Source organism: Flavobacterium piscinae (assembly GCF_004122145.1).
Classification (GTDB): domain Bacteria; phylum Bacteroidota; class Bacteroidia; order Flavobacteriales; family Flavobacteriaceae; genus Flavobacterium; species Flavobacterium piscinae.
In genome coordinates, this window is sequence record NZ_SBKQ01000008.1 from 117,747 (window position 1) to 135,606 (window position 17,860).

Annotated in this window: 15 protein-coding genes; 1 reads left to right on the forward strand and 14 read right to left on the reverse strand. The window is 33.8% G+C overall.

Annotation, left to right across the window (positions count from 1 at the left end; translation table 11 throughout):
• Window positions 1-5: 5 nt before the first annotated feature.
• The 3 genes from EQG68_RS09065 to EQG68_RS09075 are packed head-to-tail and all read right to left on the reverse strand — an operon-like array spanning window position 6 to window position 2,051.
• Complete coding sequence (locus tag EQG68_RS09065; RefSeq protein ID WP_129464506.1) at window positions 6-494, reverse strand: ORF6N domain-containing protein; 489 nt, start codon at window positions 492-494, stop codon at window positions 6-8.
• A 38-nt stretch (window positions 495-532) separates the two neighbouring features.
• The gene (locus EQG68_RS09070) at window positions 533-1,492 is read right to left on the reverse strand and encodes a glycosyltransferase family 2 protein (RefSeq protein WP_129464507.1); all 960 of its coding nucleotides are present in this window, start codon (window positions 1,490-1,492) and stop codon (window positions 533-535) included.
• Window positions 1,493-1,538: 46 nt separating this feature from the next.
• Window positions 1,539-2,051: a DUF4199 domain-containing protein gene (locus EQG68_RS09075; protein WP_129464509.1), complete on the reverse strand. Its 513-nt coding sequence runs from the start codon at window positions 2,049-2,051 to the stop codon at window positions 1,539-1,541.
• 233 nt (window positions 2,052-2,284) lie between these two features.
• Between EQG68_RS09075 and EQG68_RS09080 the strand changes: the two genes are divergently transcribed.
• Window positions 2,285-2,536 carry a type B 50S ribosomal protein L31 gene (locus tag EQG68_RS09080; protein ID WP_129464511.1) on the forward strand — a complete coding sequence of 84 codons (252 nt, stop codon included), beginning with the start codon at window positions 2,285-2,287 and terminating at the stop codon, window positions 2,534-2,536.
• A gap of 70 nt (window positions 2,537-2,606) precedes the next feature.
• On the opposite strand, the gene EQG68_RS09085 is transcribed toward EQG68_RS09080, so the two are convergent.
• From EQG68_RS09085 to nudK, 11 genes are all read right to left on the reverse strand, one after another.
• Window positions 2,607-4,397, reverse strand: a complete 1,791-nt coding sequence (locus EQG68_RS09085; protein WP_129464513.1) for an SPOR domain-containing protein — start codon at window positions 4,395-4,397, stop codon at window positions 2,607-2,609.
• A gap of 131 nt (window positions 4,398-4,528) precedes the next feature.
• Window positions 4,529-5,446, reverse strand: coding sequence for an alpha/beta hydrolase (locus tag EQG68_RS09090; protein ID WP_129464515.1), 918 nt, complete (start codon window positions 5,444-5,446; stop codon window positions 4,529-4,531).
• Between the two features lie 2 nt (window positions 5,447-5,448).
• Window positions 5,449-10,506, reverse strand: coding sequence for a T9SS type B sorting domain-containing protein (locus EQG68_RS09095; protein WP_129464516.1), 5,058 nt, complete (start codon window positions 10,504-10,506; stop codon window positions 5,449-5,451).
• 32 nt (window positions 10,507-10,538) lie between these two features.
• The gene (locus EQG68_RS09100; RefSeq protein WP_129464517.1) at window positions 10,539-12,830 is read right to left on the reverse strand and encodes a T9SS type B sorting domain-containing protein; all 2,292 of its coding nucleotides are present in this window, start codon (window positions 12,828-12,830) and stop codon (window positions 10,539-10,541) included.
• Window positions 12,831-12,846: 16 nt separating this feature from the next.
• Complete coding sequence (locus EQG68_RS09105; protein WP_129464519.1) at window positions 12,847-13,686, reverse strand: ABC transporter permease; 840 nt, start codon at window positions 13,684-13,686, stop codon at window positions 12,847-12,849.
• 27 nt (window positions 13,687-13,713) lie between these two features.
• The gene (locus EQG68_RS09110; protein ID WP_129464521.1) at window positions 13,714-14,610 is read right to left on the reverse strand and encodes an ABC transporter ATP-binding protein; all 897 of its coding nucleotides are present in this window, start codon (window positions 14,608-14,610) and stop codon (window positions 13,714-13,716) included.
• A 95-nt stretch (window positions 14,611-14,705) separates the two neighbouring features.
• A complete protein-coding gene (locus EQG68_RS09115; protein ID WP_129464523.1) occupies window positions 14,706-14,945 on the reverse strand; it encodes a hypothetical protein in 240 nt (79 codons plus the stop codon).
• A 157-nt stretch (window positions 14,946-15,102) separates the two neighbouring features.
• A complete protein-coding gene (locus EQG68_RS09120) occupies window positions 15,103-16,161 on the reverse strand; it encodes a nucleoid-associated protein (RefSeq protein WP_129464525.1) in 1,059 nt (352 codons plus the stop codon).
• A gap of 46 nt (window positions 16,162-16,207) precedes the next feature.
• Window positions 16,208-16,567, reverse strand: coding sequence for a four helix bundle protein (locus tag EQG68_RS09125; protein WP_129464526.1), 360 nt, complete (start codon window positions 16,565-16,567; stop codon window positions 16,208-16,210).
• 87 nt (window positions 16,568-16,654) lie between these two features.
• Entirely contained in the window at window positions 16,655-17,191 is a 537-nt protein-coding gene (locus EQG68_RS09130) for an IS1096 element passenger TnpR family protein (RefSeq protein WP_129464527.1), read from the reverse strand.
• An 86-nt stretch (window positions 17,192-17,277) separates the two neighbouring features.
• Window positions 17,278-17,856: a GDP-mannose pyrophosphatase NudK gene (gene nudK / locus EQG68_RS09135; protein ID WP_129464528.1), complete on the reverse strand. Its 579-nt coding sequence runs from the start codon at window positions 17,854-17,856 to the stop codon at window positions 17,278-17,280.
• Between the last annotated feature and the right edge of the window lie 4 nt (window positions 17,857-17,860).

Consider the following 17,860-nt stretch of genomic DNA (forward strand, 5'->3'; position numbering starts at 1 on the left):
GGTGTTTATTTTTTGAATCCTATTTTATTTCTTTCTTTTATTAAAACAGTTTTTTCTTTATTCATTAAAAAATTTAATATTTTATATATATCAGGAAATTGTTTTTCAATTTCGGTTATTTTATCATTTAAATCTTTATAATTTAGTGCAAATTGCCTTAATGAAACAAATGTTCGCATGATGGCAATGTTGATGGCGATGGCTTTTTCCGAATTTAAAACACTGGAAAGCATGGCTACTCCTTGTTCTGTAAAGGCAAATGGCATGTAACGCAATCCACCTCTTTTTGAGGTCACAATTTGTGACCTCAAACTTTCGAACTCTTTGTTACTCAGTTCAAACATAAAATCAGTTGGAAAACGATTTATATTTCTTTTTACAGCTTGCTTTAGAACTTTAGTTTCGATTTCATACAAATCGGCTAAATGAAAATCGAGCATTACTTTTTGTCCTCTTAACTCGATAATTTGTTGTTGAATGATTTCTAATTTCATGATTTTGGCGTTTATTAATTTTAAAATGGCTTATATTTTTAGTTCATATTTAACTCGTTTGAAATTTTATAATTTTCGTTTGATTCTTTGTTTCGCAAAATGATTTCTCCCAAAAATCCGGCTAAGAATAATTGTGAGCCAATAATCATAGTGGTTAATGAGATATAAAAATACGGACTGTTAGTCACTAAATCATAGGGTAAATCATTATACAATCGATATAATTTTGAAATCCCGATGTAACCGGAAGTGGAAAATCCTATTAAAAACATAACAACACCCCAAGCTCCAAACAGATGCATTGGTCTTTTTCCAAATCGGGATAAAAACCATATGGTAATTAAATCGAGGAAACCATTGATAAATCGTTCCATGCCGAATTTAGTCTCGCCATATTTTCTAGCTTGGTGTTTGACTACTTTTTCTCCAATTTTAGAAAAACCCGCATTTTTGGCTAAAACCGGAATGTAGCGGTGCATCTCACCGGAAACTTCAATGTTTTTGATGACCAAATTTTTATAAGCTTTTAAACCACAATTAAAATCATTTAATTGAACACCGGACGTTTTTCGTGCTGCCCAATTGAATAATTTGGAAGGTAAGTTTTTGGAAACAACGGAGTCATATCTTTTTTTCTTCCAACCGGAAACCAAATCATAATTTTGATTTAAAATTAAATCGTATAATTCAGGTATTTCTTCCGGATTGTCTTGTAAGTCAGCATCCATAGTAACAACAACGTCTCCTTTAGCTTTAGCAAATCCGGCATGAAGAGCTTGTGATTTACCGAAGTTTTTCAGAAATCGGATAGCTTTTACATTTGAATTTTGTTTGGTCAATGATTCGATTACATTCCATGAATTATCCGAACTACCGTCATCAATAAAAATGATTTCGTAGTTATAGTTGTGTTTATTCATCACCTGAACAATCCAGGAATGCAATTCAGAGAGCGACTCTTCTTCGTTGAGTAGTGGTATTACTACTGATATATTCATATAACTTTTCTAAGAAAAGTCAAAAATACAAAGAAGTATCCAAAAATTATTCTTTTTTCATCGCCAATCCAGCAATTAATGAAATGATAAATCCTAAAAATAAATTTACCACAATTATTCCGCCGTATAACATTGGCATGACAAATTTTTGTCCCATTTCTCTTCCTTTTTCTAAGTCGGCCGAAGACATGTTTGGATTTTGTTTAATTGCCTCAGTCATTTGAGCATCCATCACTTGTTTAGCAAACTCTGGCTCTATGTAATTAGCAAAAATAAAGAAATATACTATTGAAATAATTCCGGAAACTGCTGCAACACCAAGTCCGATTTTGATCGATTGACTAAGATTTAAAAATCCGTTATTTCCTTTTTTTAACAGCATGATGGGATAAACAGTCAATGCTATCATCAAAGCAATTCCGAAAACGCTTTCCCAAACGTTTCTTTCCAAATGATTACCCATGGCATATTTTACCACAGAAATTAGGATTGTGATAACAGCTAAAATTGTTCCGTATAGAAGAATTAAACTTTTGATTGATTGTTTTTGGTTTTCCATGATTTTAAGTTTAGGTTATCTAAGTTAGTAATAAAATTCAATAAAACGTTACAATTTTAGTCGTAAAAAGCTAAAAAAATATTTTTTATAAACTTGTTGTTAGTTTATTAAAATTGATTAAATTTGCAACCTCAAAATAGTATAAACAAAAAGTTGTGTGTCGTTTATACCTTTTCAAGAAGAAAAGCCGCAAAATGAAGCACAACCATTAATAAGAAAAAGATTTACACAAAATGAAAAAAGGAATTCACCCAGAAAATTACAGATTAGTTGCCTTTAAAGACATGTCTAATGATGATGTTTTTATTACTAAATCTACCGTAGAAACAAAAGAAACAATTGTACACGAAGGAGTTGAATATCCGGTGTTTAAAATGGAGATTTCAAGAACATCTCATCCATTTTATACAGGTAAATCGAAACTTATTGATACAGCAGGTCGTATTGATAAATTCAAAAACAAATATGCTAACAGAGCTAAATAAGTTCAAGCATCTTATCATAAAAAAATCCCGAGCAATCGGGATTTTTTGTATTTATAGATTATTGCAAACGTTATAAAATTGTTCCGGTTGAGGTGTTGACTAACATAATCCATAATTCATCATCATATTTCCCTTCAGCATTGGAATAATAAAATTTGATAGCATCAGACCAAGTACTAAATTTTCCAATATAAACACTTTTATAGTTTGTTGTAGGATTATATAGAATTTGTGCATCTAAACCTTTGCTCTTTAATTTAGATTCAAAACGTTCTGCATTATTTGGTTTTGCAAAAACATTGGCGACCACATAATATCCTTTGGGTTGGTTTGGAATTAATACATCGGCACCCGGTATTACGGTTATTCTTTTTTTGATTTCGTTTTCACCAATTTCAGCATTCATTTTTTCACTTTCTTTAATCATATCGCGAATGCTGAAATACGTTCTTGCGGGAGGTGGTGAAACTTTTTCTTCTTCAATTTGAGTTTCTTTAGCTTCTACTGTTTTTTCTTTTACATCGTTTTTGGGCTCTATTTCTGCAATAGCTTGTTCTAACACAGTAGGCTTTTCCAGGCTAATATTTTCATTTTTAATTGAATCTGAATCGTTACTATTTTCTTTCTCAGTAACAACCAAATATGGATTTGCTGCAGCCGGTTTTTGAACTTCTTTTATCTCTTTTGAAGTCAAAAGGTGTGATCCGATTTCTTTTACAGGATCTTTTACTTCCACATTAAAAGCACTGAAAAACATACTATAGCGATCGCCTGATGATTTCAATTTCAATGAAACTTTTGAAGTATTGTTCTGAATAACAGAATTATTCTCATTGTCAATAGGGATAAGAAAAGTATCATACCCTAATGTGTTTAAGCTATTAGGGTTTCTGTTTTCAAAGTAAGAATCATTTACCACAATAGTGCTGTTGAAGAAATTATCCACCGGTTTTAAAGAATGGCTTAATAACGTATAATTTTTACTATCCCCTGATTTAATTTCCAATTGATCACCTACTAAGTTTCTGTCGCCTTCTAGCACTGATCCAGCTAATTTAGCATTAACTTTTCCTTCCGGTAAGGTACTAAATCCGGTATATAATATTTCTACCGGTCTAGCAGTTATTCCAACAAAACCATCGAAAGAGGTGATGAATTTTCCGGTTTCTGTTTCATCTTCATACACCAAAAATAATGTCCAACCACCGGCAACCCCACCACTAATTATACCTTTTGTGGCACGAATGTTGGCAACAGTATATTCTCCATTAGGATTTTGAAGTGATTGAATTTCTTTCGTTACATCGGCATAAACCGCATAAGGAGCACTTTCTTTAAAGTTCTTCACTGACAGTCCATCAAAAATAAGTTCACCAGTAATGGTGATATATTCATTTTGTGTAGGAAGTTTTAATTTAATTTCATTTACCGAAGCTCTATTTTTATCTACCGCCACATATCTCCAGTTTTTATCTCTTTCACCGGAATCATATTTGTACGTAGCAGACCAATATAAACCGGCATATTTTATTTTCTTTGATGAAACATTGCTCAAATTTAACACGGCAGAACTTGAACTGAAAGTTGACTCATCATTATCGATGTCGATGTAGTTCATTTCAAATTGATCATTCAATTTCGCGATTTCTGTAATGTCGTTATAGGGTTCAGATGTAGAAGTTCTATTTTCTTTTCGATTGACTATTGTATTTGATATGACCATCATATCTCCTTTAACATACGATTGATAACGAACTTTAAATGGAACTGCCAGCTGAGAATAGGAGTTCTGTGGCAATAACAAAAAAGCTAGATAAAAAGTAAAGAGCGATAAAGTTTTTACAGCAAATATTTTTTTCATAGTGCAAATAAATTATACTACCAAAGTACAAATTTATGCTTAAGCTTTTTCTTTAAAAGTTATATTTTTTTAACATTTTTCATTAATAACTTTTCATTTACATTCAAATGAAAAGAGTATTCGTTGAGGCACTAAATTTTCAGTAAAAATTCAATAGGAATATGAAGTCTTTTTCGCCATGCATTTTCAGAATGATTTTCTCCTTCAAATTTTTGAGTAATCCAGTTTTCATTTGAAAATCTTTTGGATGTCATTATTGCATCAACTTTTGATTGTAAAGGTGGATATAAAGCATCTAATTCTTCGGTACCGTAATCGAAATAGAACTTATTTTGATTAGGATTTGGAAGATTTTTAGTTAAGTAATTATAAAAAACATTGGGAACCGGATTGTTATCCGCTTCAAATGTTCCAGGCCAATGAGTAGATAAACAGGCTGCACCACCAAAAACGTTGGGATATTCACAAACAGCATACATAGAAATTAGTCCACCCATGCTAGAACCGGCGATGAAGGTATTTTTTTTATCCGTTAATGTGGAATAGGTAGAATCAATAAAAGGTTTGAGTTCTTCTACAATAAACTTTAAATAATTATCAGAGGAAGGTGTAAACGTTGCAGACATACCAATTTTTTTCAAAGAAATACTTACGTTTTCTTTTTCTTCTTTTGATAAATTTTCATAAGGTTTTTGAGGAAAATATTCTTGATGTCTGTTTTCATTTGTATTCCAAATACCAACTACAATGGTGTTTTTTATTTTTCCTTCCCGCATTAATTTTGTTAAACATTCATCAACTCCCCATTCGGTTTTGTTAAAAGTAACAGTGGAATCAAAGAGCATTTGTCCATCGTGCATGTATAAAACAGCATACTTTTTCTTGGGAGTATAGTTTTGTGGGAGCCAAACACCCACATTTCGCGGTGGTACATTAACGGATTTAAAATTTTCATAAACCTCTAAAATACCATATTTTACATTGATTTTTTGAGCATTTGTCATCGTAAAATTAAAACAAAAGAAAATTAAAAAGTATATTTTTTTCATTGTTACCGTTTTAATGAAAAATGTCCTTTAGCTCTTCGACCATCTTCAAATTCAATAGAATACCAATAATCATCTGCCGGGAGAGGTTCTCCGTTGTAAGTTCCGTCCCAACCTTCTCCGGTAGTTCCGATTTGTTTTATTAACTTTCCAAATCGATTAAAAATATAAATTGTAGAATTAAAATTATACTTTTCATTTGCTCCTCTAATTTTCCATGTATCATTATAACCATCGCCATTTGGAGTAAAAAATTTTGGAACACCCAGAACAGCAATTTCTTGTTCTACTACTCCGCAGCCATTTAAATCTTTTACATATACGGTGTAGATTCCGGCAATTACATTTTCAAAAAAGTTAGCTGTTTGGTAAAGTCCGTTTGCAGAATCTAAGCTGTAAACATAATTTCCCGAACCGGTTACAAAAATGCTTACCGTATTATTTTCAACTAAATCAACCACAACAATATTTTCAAAAGTGGCTGGTTGTGAGTAAACAATTTCGATTATTCTTTCTTGTGTACAACCAAATGTATTTTCGACAATCACTTTATAAATACCATCTTCATCGACTGTTAAATTATAATTTGTTTCGCCTGGGATAAGCACATCATTTCTGAACCATTGGTAAGTAAAATCAGAAATGTTTCCATCGATTAGACCGGCATCAAATGTTACCGCATCTACACCAAAACAAATAATTTCCTTAAAACCTTCTTCTAATTGCGGTAATGGATTTACAATGAAATTAATTGTCGTTGAAACATTACAATTTGTATTTGCTAAATTTGTTATTACAGCAGTAATAGTTTGTGTTTTTGTAAAGAAGCTTGTTGGAAGAGGATTAAGTTCAATACCATTTTCATCAAAATAAGTAATACTCATTCCTGTTTGACTTCCTAGTAAAGTAGATGTAAACGAAGAAGTATCAAAATTGAAAAAACCATCTTCTTCATTATCAATATCACAGGTTATTTGATTGGGAATAGCATTGGCAATAAACGGAAGCTTATCTACAATAAAAGTTAGCGTTGTTTCCTCAGAACAAGGTCCGTTAGGGTCTTGTGTAGTAGCATTTGTCACAACAATTTTAATTGTTTGCGAAGCGGTTAAGAACGGATTTGGTAACGGACTTGGTATTGGAATATTATCTTCATCAAAATAGGTAATAATGAAATCATTCGGATTTTGAGTGCCGAGTAAATCAGTTATGATTGATGAAGTATCAAATGAAAATAGCCCATCCTGATCATCATCACATTCAATTTTTGTGGTTAGTGGCGTTAAAATTGGTAAAGGTTCAACCGTCAATTCAATATACGGACCTAGACCAAAGCAAGCATTATCTAAAGTACTTTCTACTCGAATCCAAATTTGCTGAAAGTTTGGTGAATTTGTATTCCTAAAATTACTAATAGTTGTAATTTCTAATGAATTTCCATTATTGTCAGTTTCAGCAAGAGCATCTGCTTCTGTTTCAAAATATTTTATGGTAAATGGGGTTGAAGCTGGCAAGATTCCAATTAAATCAGCAGTAACACTGCTAAAATCAAAAGTGGAAATACCATCTCTATCGTCGTTGGCGGTATCAATAAAATCATCACATTTGGCAAAAGTGCGAAGAAAACTTGACGGAATTTGTGTAGCAGAAACAAAAATATCAATTTGTCCAACTTCAAAGCAACCAAACGTATTTTCTACGCGAACCCAAACGGTCGAATTTCCGGTATTATAAGCTATAGGATTTGTAATTTGTAACGTTGAATCATTATTTACAGCAGCAATTTGTGTCGTAAAATAGGTAAATGTTTCGGTTGCAAAATTCGCAGAGATTACGTCATTTTTTTGAAGTAAATTAATATCAGAAATACCATTATTTGTATCGTCATTATCACATTGAATAATTGAAACCGGCGATGTTAGTATGGGTGTTGGATTGATTGTTAACACAGCTTCTTCAGAAGTTAAACCACAACTATTCCCAATGCGATTTAAAACCACCCGATAGCGATAGTTATTCATTGCATTAACAGCTCCACTAATTTGTAGAGTTGGAGTTGTAGCACCAGCGTAAGTTGTATTATTAGAAATGTTTGTCCAATTTACTCCATTGTCACTACTTAGCTGCCATTGATAACTATCGGAAATCGTTCCTGTTAATGTAAAACTTGTATTTTCAAAATTACATGTTGTTTGACTTGCCGGTTGAGTTGTAATTTCAATAGGTGCACCAATGGTATAGTTTTGATTAGGTGGGCTATAGCCTCCCGAACCTAAAACTAACCCGTTTGCGTCAACAGAAAAAGAGGTATTACCCAAGAGGCCATCTCCATTACCGTCTGTAAATCCCGCTTCAATAACATCGTTGCATAAATCTCCATCACTGTCTAATGAAATATAATTTAGAATTCCATCTGCATTGGTATCAGCAATAGTATAGTTTAATATACCATTGTTTGAACCGGTTTCTAAATTATCAAACAATCCATTGTTTCCAAATCCAGTACCGTCAATCACACCATTTAGATCAGTATCTGTAGCATTTGAACCGGATTCATTCAAATCATAAATTCCATCATTGTCGCTGTCTAAATCCAAATAATCAAGAATTCCATCGCCATCCGAATCAATTGGTACGAGACCAACTCCAAAGGCATCACTAATCCCGTCATTATTTGAATCTATTGGGGTAGAGGCTATAAAATTTTCTCCTTGAGCTTCAATATTATCAGGAACCCCATCGTTATCACTATCTAAATCCATTGCATCTGAAATTCCATCACCATCAGAATCTTTTGGAATACAGGTGGCAATTAATTTGAAAGAAGCTTTTGAAGAGTTATCTGAAATATTTTTGTGCGTGATTGAAATAAATTCGGTTAAATTAACCGTAAATCTGAACGTTCCAGTTCCGGCAGCAAGCGGAACTGCACTATTTAATCGAAAACGAATTTGGAATGATGAATATTCAAAAACCCCATTTTCATATATACCGTCATAATTAGTATCAACTAACAATTGTCCGTCAGGATTTAATAAGGTAATTGTTTTGTTAACAGCTGTTTCAATTATAAATTCTCCCGTAGACGATAATAAATTGGCAGTATTTGCAGTTTGCACATACTCTATCCCTAAACTGATGGGTTGGGCAAAATCTAAACGATAAGTAACAGAATTCTCTTTTCCATTTGCCGGATGGGTTACAAAATCACCATTGGCATTTCCAATGAGAGGTTGGGGAGTAGGAATTCCCGGGCCATCAGTATTGACCGTTCCCAGGAAAGAATTGGAATAATTTCCAATAACGATAGTGCCTGCAGTTGAATTACTTAAATTAATTTCTTGATTGCCAAATGATTCTGTGCAATTTGCAATGCCGTCATTGTCAAAATCTAGGTCAATGTTATTGTTAACTCCATCAGAATCACTGTCTTCCGGACAGTCACTTACCGGAATTTCATCTGATATTAAAGTAATATTACATTCAGTTACAGTTGCAGAAAGATAATAAAATCCTGGTTCCGTAGGTGTGTATTCAGGATTAGTAGCTCCCACAATTGGATTTCCATTAAAAAACCATTGGTAGGTATCAAAGGGAGAAAGTGTATTGATGGAAAGGTTAACATTGGGAATACAATTGGAAGAATCTAAATCTAATCTTTCAAAAGAAATTTCGGGTTTAAATGTAAAACCGGAATAATAACCACCGTAAGTTGCTGCGTTGTTAGAACCAAAGTAAGAAAGATACAATTGCTTATCTGAAAAAACAGAAATATTTCCTGTAAGCCCAACAATTTGATAAGTTTCGTAATCCGTATTTCCGGGAATTGAAAAAGGGCCTTGAAGATTAATACCTCCGGGAAGAGTAGCAATGGTATAATTAACGCCGTCAACAATAAAATTTAAAGCGGCTCCTGTCTCGGTTACAATATTGATACCGCTATTGGTTGTATACGAAATATTCCCAATTAAATTCACTAAAGGGATGTTATCAATGATTTTAGGCGTTTGACAACTTAAAGGTGGAACAAAGTACATTTCTTGGTTGGCTTGAATGGCACCACCAACGCCTTGATAGGCAAACACATTTTTTGATGTTTGTACGTACATGTTTCCTTGTGGACTGTAAAACCCTCCATCAATTGCTAAATATTCACCGGCATTTATTATTTGTGCCAAATTACCATTGATAGAAACTTCTGTGTTATCTTCATGGGCTACAATCAAAGGTTTTTCAGTTAGATTATCGCCAAACCCTCTTACAAAAATATATTCAGTGCCAGTTCTTTCAACAGAAACAATTTGATCAATTCCTACATCTAAATTGTTATCAACATTTCCATTTGTACCGGCGAATGAACCACAATTGACCACAATTGGTTTGTCAGAATTAATCAATGCACCGATTAGTCCATCTCGATTAGCAAAATTAGGTCCAGTTACTCCCATTACAAAACTTTCCCCACTATTCAATGTGATGTCGCCGGGATTGTTTCCAACTCCAACATTATTTATTAATTGAACCCCTGGTTTGATATCACTAAATGAAACGGTTGTGTTATTTTCAGTTGCCAAAATGGAAATAAAGGTCAAATGATTATTTGTATACCCTGTACTAGACAACCCGGTATTTGTAAATGCACCAATTCTAAATTGTGTTCCCAATCCTGCTAGACCTTTGGAAACAATTCCGGTGGCTTGATTACTTGCAGTTGAAGCAGTAAAACGTACAGCGGCATATATCTGATCTTCCGCTTCAATAATAAAACCTTTATTCGTAAAAACACTATTTAGGTTTGTAGCCGGAACGAATAATGGTGTGTTATCCCCAAATCCAATAGTATAAACAAAAGGTACATCTCTGGAAACGGTTCCGTTGATTGGTGTTCCTCCTATCGGATTTATTGTAAAATTTACCGGGGTTAAACTTGGAGATGAAATGTAAATGAATTGATTTTGAATAGGTTGTTGATTAGTTCCTGTTATAGGAGGGATATAGTGTGTCTTACTAAATTGAGCAAAACAATTCAATGTGAATAACAGAAATAAAGCAATTTTTTTCATTTTATTTTTCAAAGGATAACAAAGATAATGAATTATCTTTTTAAAGTGAAGTGTCCTTTGATGATTCTTCCATCTTCTAAATAAAGAGTAAACCAATAATCAGAAGCTTGCATAGGAGAACCGGAAAAATTTCCGTCCCAACCCAAACCATTCGAACCAATTTGTTTCAAAAATTTCCCATAACGATTGAAGATATAAATTTTTGCAGCGGGTTGATTTAAGTTTTCAATTTTCCAATAATCATTGATGCCATCACCGTTAGGAGTAAAGAATTTTGGGTAATCCAACACAATTATTGTTTCAAAAGTAGCCTCGCAACCATTTAGATCATTGATGGTAATGGTATATTCACCGGCACTTACATTAGTAAAAATCGGACTGTTTTGAAAAAAACTTCCGTCTAATGAAAAAACATAATTTCCTAATCCGGTATAATTGATTTCAACAGTATTATTGCTTTCTGCAAAATCTTTAATATTTATTGATGTTATGGTGGCCGGTCCGGAAGCAGTTACAATAAAAGTCTTTTGAGCGGTGCAACCTTCTGTATTGGTAACTGTTACTATGTAAGTTCCGGGTTGATTTACAACAATTTCCGGTGTGGTTTCTCCATTATTCCAAACATAGCTTTCAAAAATAGCATCCACACCAATAATTAGCGATTCATTTTCACATAAAAAAAGCGTCTCGTTTTCAAAATTTGTAGGTACAAAAGTGTTAATGTTAATTGTAATTGGGATTATCCCAAAACAACTTACACCATCTGTAATTCGGGCAAAAATAATTTCCTGAAAAGCTGTTAAATTAATGTAGGGTGAAGCGATTTGATTTACTTGAAGCTGCGCATCTCCTTCCGTTGGATAATAATTTACAACTAAGCCCGGGGTGAAATTGGATAATAAGGTAGGTGAAATTTCATTATTTAAATCGATGGCAGTAATTCCATTTTGTTCAACATCACCATCGCAAATTGCAAATGGTGTAATTGCGACAGTATTGTTTGACGTAGAAAGTGTCACTTCCGAGATACCAAAACAACCAAAATTATTTTGTAGTCGGGCATAAATAACTTGGTTTACAACTGTGTTTTGAAATGATGAAAAATTTGCAATCGGGTTTTGTGCATTTTCCGCGTCAGCTTGAGTGAGGTAATAAAAAGGAGAACCTACATTTGTGTTTGAGCCAATCACATCGTTATTTGCATCGTTTAGATTGAACAAAGCAAAACCATCTCCGTCGGAATCGCATTGTGTTAATGTGGTGTCATTAGGAACAGGGTTTGTACTGTATTCAATTTCAATTTCGCCAAAGGAAGAACAGGTCGGATTGAAAATGACTTCCACTTTATAAATTCCAAAATCATCTACCAACAAAGTTGGACCCGTTTCGCCAATTATTTCAATCGTATTTCTAAACCATTTATATCCAACAGCCGTTGAATTGGTGGCGTTTAACAACAAAGTTTCGTCAGGACAAAGTGGATTTCCGGTAGCAATGAGTCGGTCTTCACCCAAATCGGTTTCTATAGTAAAACTTCCGCCTCCTAAAAAAATGGAAGAATCATATAAATTATTTCCTTGGTCTGCGATTACTAACTTAATATGGTACAAAACTCCAGGAGTAACATTGCTTTCAGCTTTTAAAATTTTGGTTTGTCCATTGTAATTGGTTGGATGTTCAAAACCATTAAATGCATCAAAATATTCCTCATTAGCTGGCGGACAGATGGTTCCTTGTCCACGTACAGTTGTTATTTTTACAGGAATGTTAGTGTTGGGAACAACTGCTAAGTTTGTATATTCTGAAGAACTTGCTTCTTTTAAAAGAAAAGCAAATCCATCAGAGAAATTACATTGGTTCGGACTCGGATTGGACAAATATTGTTCAGAGGAAAAAATATAGTCGAAACTTACTTTGTTGGCAAAAGGGAGGAAGTCAAACTCAATAACAGTAGCGTTGATGGTATTGTTTTCGTTAATTGCATTTTGCAAATCATTATCGCCTAGCCAATTGGTTGGGCCTTCACTAAGCAGGTTTCCATTTGGTCCCACCGCAGAGGCAGCTCTTCCGGTTGAAATAATCACACCGTCTTCAAAAGGAAATGAAGTACCGGAAGCATTAAAAAACCCATAACTGTTTCCACTCGTAAATGCCCAACCGGAAACCGAAATATTAGACACATTGGCACAAGAGGAGTTGATGAGAATATTTTCTACTAAATCTTCAACGGTTCGGTTGTCATCCACTAGAATATATTGTGCATGATTACTTTGAGTAAAAGTAATCGTAAGCAGTAAAATGGCAATGTTTTTGGCAAACTTCATAGCGTTTGCAAAGATACTACAAATCTCTTTTCTTTAGAATTTTATAGGACATTAACATAAAAATAACTATCCAACAAATGACGATGAGCATCGAATACCAATGCACACCATAATCTTTACTATTAGCCGCTCCACCAATGGTTTCCTCTATATTTTTGATTACGCTTAAACGTGTGAATGGTTCTTTTATTAAATTAGACATCGATTCTAAAGGCAAGAATTGAGTGAAATATTGGTAATCATTTGAATTAACATATACTTCCCACTTTAAAAACCCAATGATAATTCCTTCTATTATATTCCATACAAAAAGAAATCCAATCGCAAAAGCCGATCGTTTGACCAATATTCCAAGGAATAAACAAAAAGAGAAAAAAGCAGTCAGTTTCAAAAAGTAGGCAAGAATATATTCTAAATCTGAAAAAATAATATCGATTTCATTATAGGAAGAAAAGCTTAATCCCAGTATTAACGACATAATGAAAACAAAAACAGTAGATGCCAATGCAAACACTAAAACGGTTATGAACTTGGATTGTATGAATTCTTTTTTACTGAAACCATCGATTAAATTTTGTTTTAAGGTGCCGTAACTGTATTCATTTGCCATCATCGAAACGATAACAATCGCAAGAAAAAACTTTAAAATAGCTGCAATATACGTGTTGAAATGCCAAATATAAGGGAAATTGAAAATGCCTTGTTCAGCAATTTGCAATTCAAAGTTTCCTATTTTAAATTTAATCGAAGCAATTAGAGCGATAAAGGAAAGTATCACAAAATAAGCAATCGTTAATATCCGACTGGCTTTGTTTTTCCATATTTTTTGAAATTCTATTTGAAGAAGTCTATTCATGATGGTTATTGGTAAAAGGTAATAGGTTTAGTTTTTGTTGGTCAATTGTAAAAACTGTTCTTCCAAACTGTGTTTTCGCTTCACTAAATGGTTGAGGTAAATTCCTTTTTCCACTAAATATTTATTTATGTCTTTTGCTTCCAAAGCAGATTTTAAATAAACAACCAATTTGCCTTCTTCCAACTCCATTTTTTCAATGGCGGGATGATTTTGCAAGGCAGACATTAATTCGTTTATATTCTCAGATTGAAGTTCAAAAAAGCCTTCGTTGGAAATCATTCCGTCTACTTTTCCGGAATATAAGATTTCGCCTTTTCGAAGAACTAAAACGTGACTACAGACTTTTTCAACTTCATCCAATAGGTGTGAAGCCAACAAAATAGTAGTTCCTTGCGAAGCAATGGTTTTGATTATATCGCGAATCTGACGAATTCCTTGCGGATCTAACCCGTTGGTTGGTTCGTCTAAAATCAAAATTTCGGGATCGTTTAGTAGGGCAGAAGCAATCGCTAAACGTTGTTTCATCCCCAACGAAAAAGTCCTGAATTTACTGTCTTTTCGGTCTAAAAGCCCAACCACTTCCAGTTTTTCTGCTACCTTGTTATAGGATGCTCCTTTGATTTTACAAACCAATTCCAAATTTTCTTGTGCAGTCATGTAAGGATAGAAATTAGGGCGTTCAATGATGGCTCCCACTTTTTTGAGAGCTTCATGCGTTTCCATTGTTCCGCCAAACCAGCGGTATTCACCGGAAGTTTTGTTGACTACATTTAATACAATACCTAATGTAGTTGATTTTCCGCTACCGTTTGGACCGAGAATTCCGTAAACATTACCTTTTTTTATTTCAAGTGATACGTTTTTTACCGCATGAACGGCTCCGAATCGTTTGTTTAAATTTTCAATGGTGAGAATAGTTTCCAAGATAATTCACTTTAGTCGTTAAAGATAGGACGACTAAGTTACCAATTTGTTACGCATCGATCTTGAAATCAATAGAACTTTTACGAATGTAGTAGTCAAATATGAATTTGCCTCCTTCTGAAAATCATATGCAAAGTTTCATTAATATCGCGAAGTTCAGGAGTTAATGAAATTAAACGACCTCTTGGGTCTTCGGTCATTTGTTTTCCGCAACAACGGCATTGGTATTCACTAAAGTGATTGGTGATTTTTCTGGTTGATCGAAATTTGTGCCCCAAAATGGAGCAAATCACGGAAGTGCCCGAAACGGACAGAGTGCTAGTGTAGGTTTTCATAGATGTGGTATTTAAATTGTGGCAAGCTAAACTTACTTAATTATGGACAAAACCACAAAAAAACTCGACAAAACACTGAAAATTAACACATTAGGAAGTAAAAGACTACAAATAATAAAAAAATCCTCAACTATATAACTAATTGAGGATTTGCGATTTACGATTTCTGTTCTTTATTGAAATAAACCAAATAGTAATACATTTGTTTTTCTTCGTCCCAGCCTTTTTCCACAAATTTTTCAGCACTTTCGGGGTTGATGAAATCCAATTTAATTTGAATATTGGTATCTAAATTGATGACGTTTTTAATTTTCTTTCGGGCATCGGAAACCGCTGCATTGGCGATAGGGAAGTTGGTGACATCTTCGATGCTGTATTTTTCACCTTTATCCACTTTATAACTTTTAAATTCCGGAATCAGGTCAGGGTTGTCCATCACTTCGTTCAAGAAATTACTTTCTTCAAACTCATCATTCTTGGCAAAATAATTCACCGAACGATTCATAAACATCACTTCCTGTTTTTTGTCTTCGGCAGGAAAAACTACATCTTTGGCAAAATCCTGACAGAATTTCAAGTATTTTTTGGTGATGAAGTTTTCATCTTGAAAAGCGTCTACGCTCAAGAAATGCTCTAACCAATAACGTGCATCATAGCGGTTACTATCGACGGTTAAGATTTTGTAGCCTTCTTCTTTTTTGTAATTAAAAATCAAACAACCTTTATCTAATTTATTCAAATTGATGCCGTGTTGAAGCAACATTTCAAGGTTTGTTCCTTTCTCTTCAAATTGTAAAAAGTCGGCTTGCACTTCACTTTTAAACACACCAATGGCATCTACTTGATTATTGTCAATGGTTAAATGCGTGAAGTAAGCCACATACACTTCACCATTTTTAATGTGCGGATGATTGGATTGTTCAAACAAATGTTTTGTAATTTTCTTTGAAATATCATGAATGTTGGCTGGATTTTCAAACACTTCAGATGCCAATTTGAACATATCGTTGTATTCCAAATCTACTTCATGAGCAAATTGATAATAGTTCTCTTCTTTTTCACGAAACGATTTTAGGAAAAACTCTTTCAACAATGGCGTAATTTCGTCATTGGTTTGGTATGGGTTTTCCGATAAAAAGATAGCTTCGTTACGGCTTTTGTTTCCAACTCGGTGGATGGAAAGGGATTCGATGTGGGCGTTGAATAAATTGATCATTTTTTTTTAAGTTGCTGAGTAGCTGAGATGCTGAGATGCTGAGTTTTTATTTAGATTCGTCAATTTTTTTGATGAATGAAACAAGCATAGCTTCTAGTTCTCTACTGAACTCATATAATTTGTTAAATTGATTTTCGTTTAAATAATATATGTTTTTTGAAATTTCTATTTGCGTTTGAAATTCAAAAAGTGAACTTAAAGAGATTCTTAAAAACCTCAGAAATTCTTTATTTCCATCTCTACCAAATCCTTCAGCAATATTGCTCGGAATTGAGATTGAACTACGTCTAATTTGTGATGTTAAACCAAAAATTTCTTCTTTAGGGAATTCTTTTGTTATTAAATAGGTTTCGGTTACTAATGACATTGATTTTTGCCAAATAAGTAATGATTTGAAATTTTTCATGGCTAATAATTGTTTTAAATGGTTTATAGTTTTTAATTTTCAGCTACTCAGCTACTCAGCTACTCAGCTACTCAGCTACTCAGCTACTCAGTTCCAATTCTCCTCAAATCCAAAATCTTCAAACGAATCGTCTCCATCAAACATGTTCAAGTCATCTTCGTCTAATTCGTCTTCAAATTCGGAGAATAATGAATCTTCATCAGCTTCAAAAGTAGGGTCGTTGTCACCAAGTGGCATTAATCCGTGTGAGAACAATAATTCCGGATAGGTGGCTCCAATTTGTCTTTCTTCGATGGCGGCTAACTCAACCAAAAAGGTCCACATATTTAGAAAATCATAGACATAAATGATTTTAGTTTGCTTTTCATACAACATGTCTTCGAGGGTCAAATCGCTCATAATCCGCATTTCACCCGGAACATCACCGGTGTCAAAAAGCGGAATTTCATCTTCTTGATTCCAGTTGTCATCACAAGTGTAAAAGGAGGCCATTTCGCTTCCGTCAAAGCCAAAAGCATTCACAATAGCATTGTGTAAATCTTCTAAAGTATCCGTGTTTTCAATGGCTAAATCTCTAAAAACATCGTCTTCGTTGTCGAGTATTACTCGTAATTTGTAAATCATCTTCGTTGCATTTTTACGGAAGGCAAAAGTAACGATTATTTACGATTTATGTGGGAAGATTTGTGAATTGTTGATAAGATTTTGGATCATAATAGTTGGTTATTTTTTGCATGTAAAAGCAACATAATGGTCTTTGCATCTTTGATTTCGCCATTATAAACCATCTCCATCGCTTCGTTGAAATTGAGTTCTAACACTTCAATGTATTCATGTTCAGTGGCCAATCCGCCCCCTTCACTCACTTTCATTTCAAGTTGGTATTCAGCAATAAAGAAATGTAAAATTTCGGTCACAGCTCCGGGCGACATGTAGGCTTCAAATACTTTTTTGACGTCTTGAATGCGGTAACCGGTTTCTTCTTCGGTTTCGCGTTTGATGCATTCTTCCGGATTATTTTCGTCCAACATACCGGCACATACTTCAATCATCATACCGCTTTCGTTTCCATTTAAAAAAGTGGGTAAACGAAATTGACGGGTTAAAATAACGGTTTGTTTTTTTTTGTTGTACAATAAAATTGCGGCACCATTTCCGCGATCATATACTTCTCTTCTTTGGATTTCGGATTCACCGTTTTGAGGAGTAAATTCGTAAGTAACTTTGTTAAGTATATACCAATTGTCAGAAAGTAACTCGGTTTTGGTGATTTGGATTTTTGGATTCATTAAA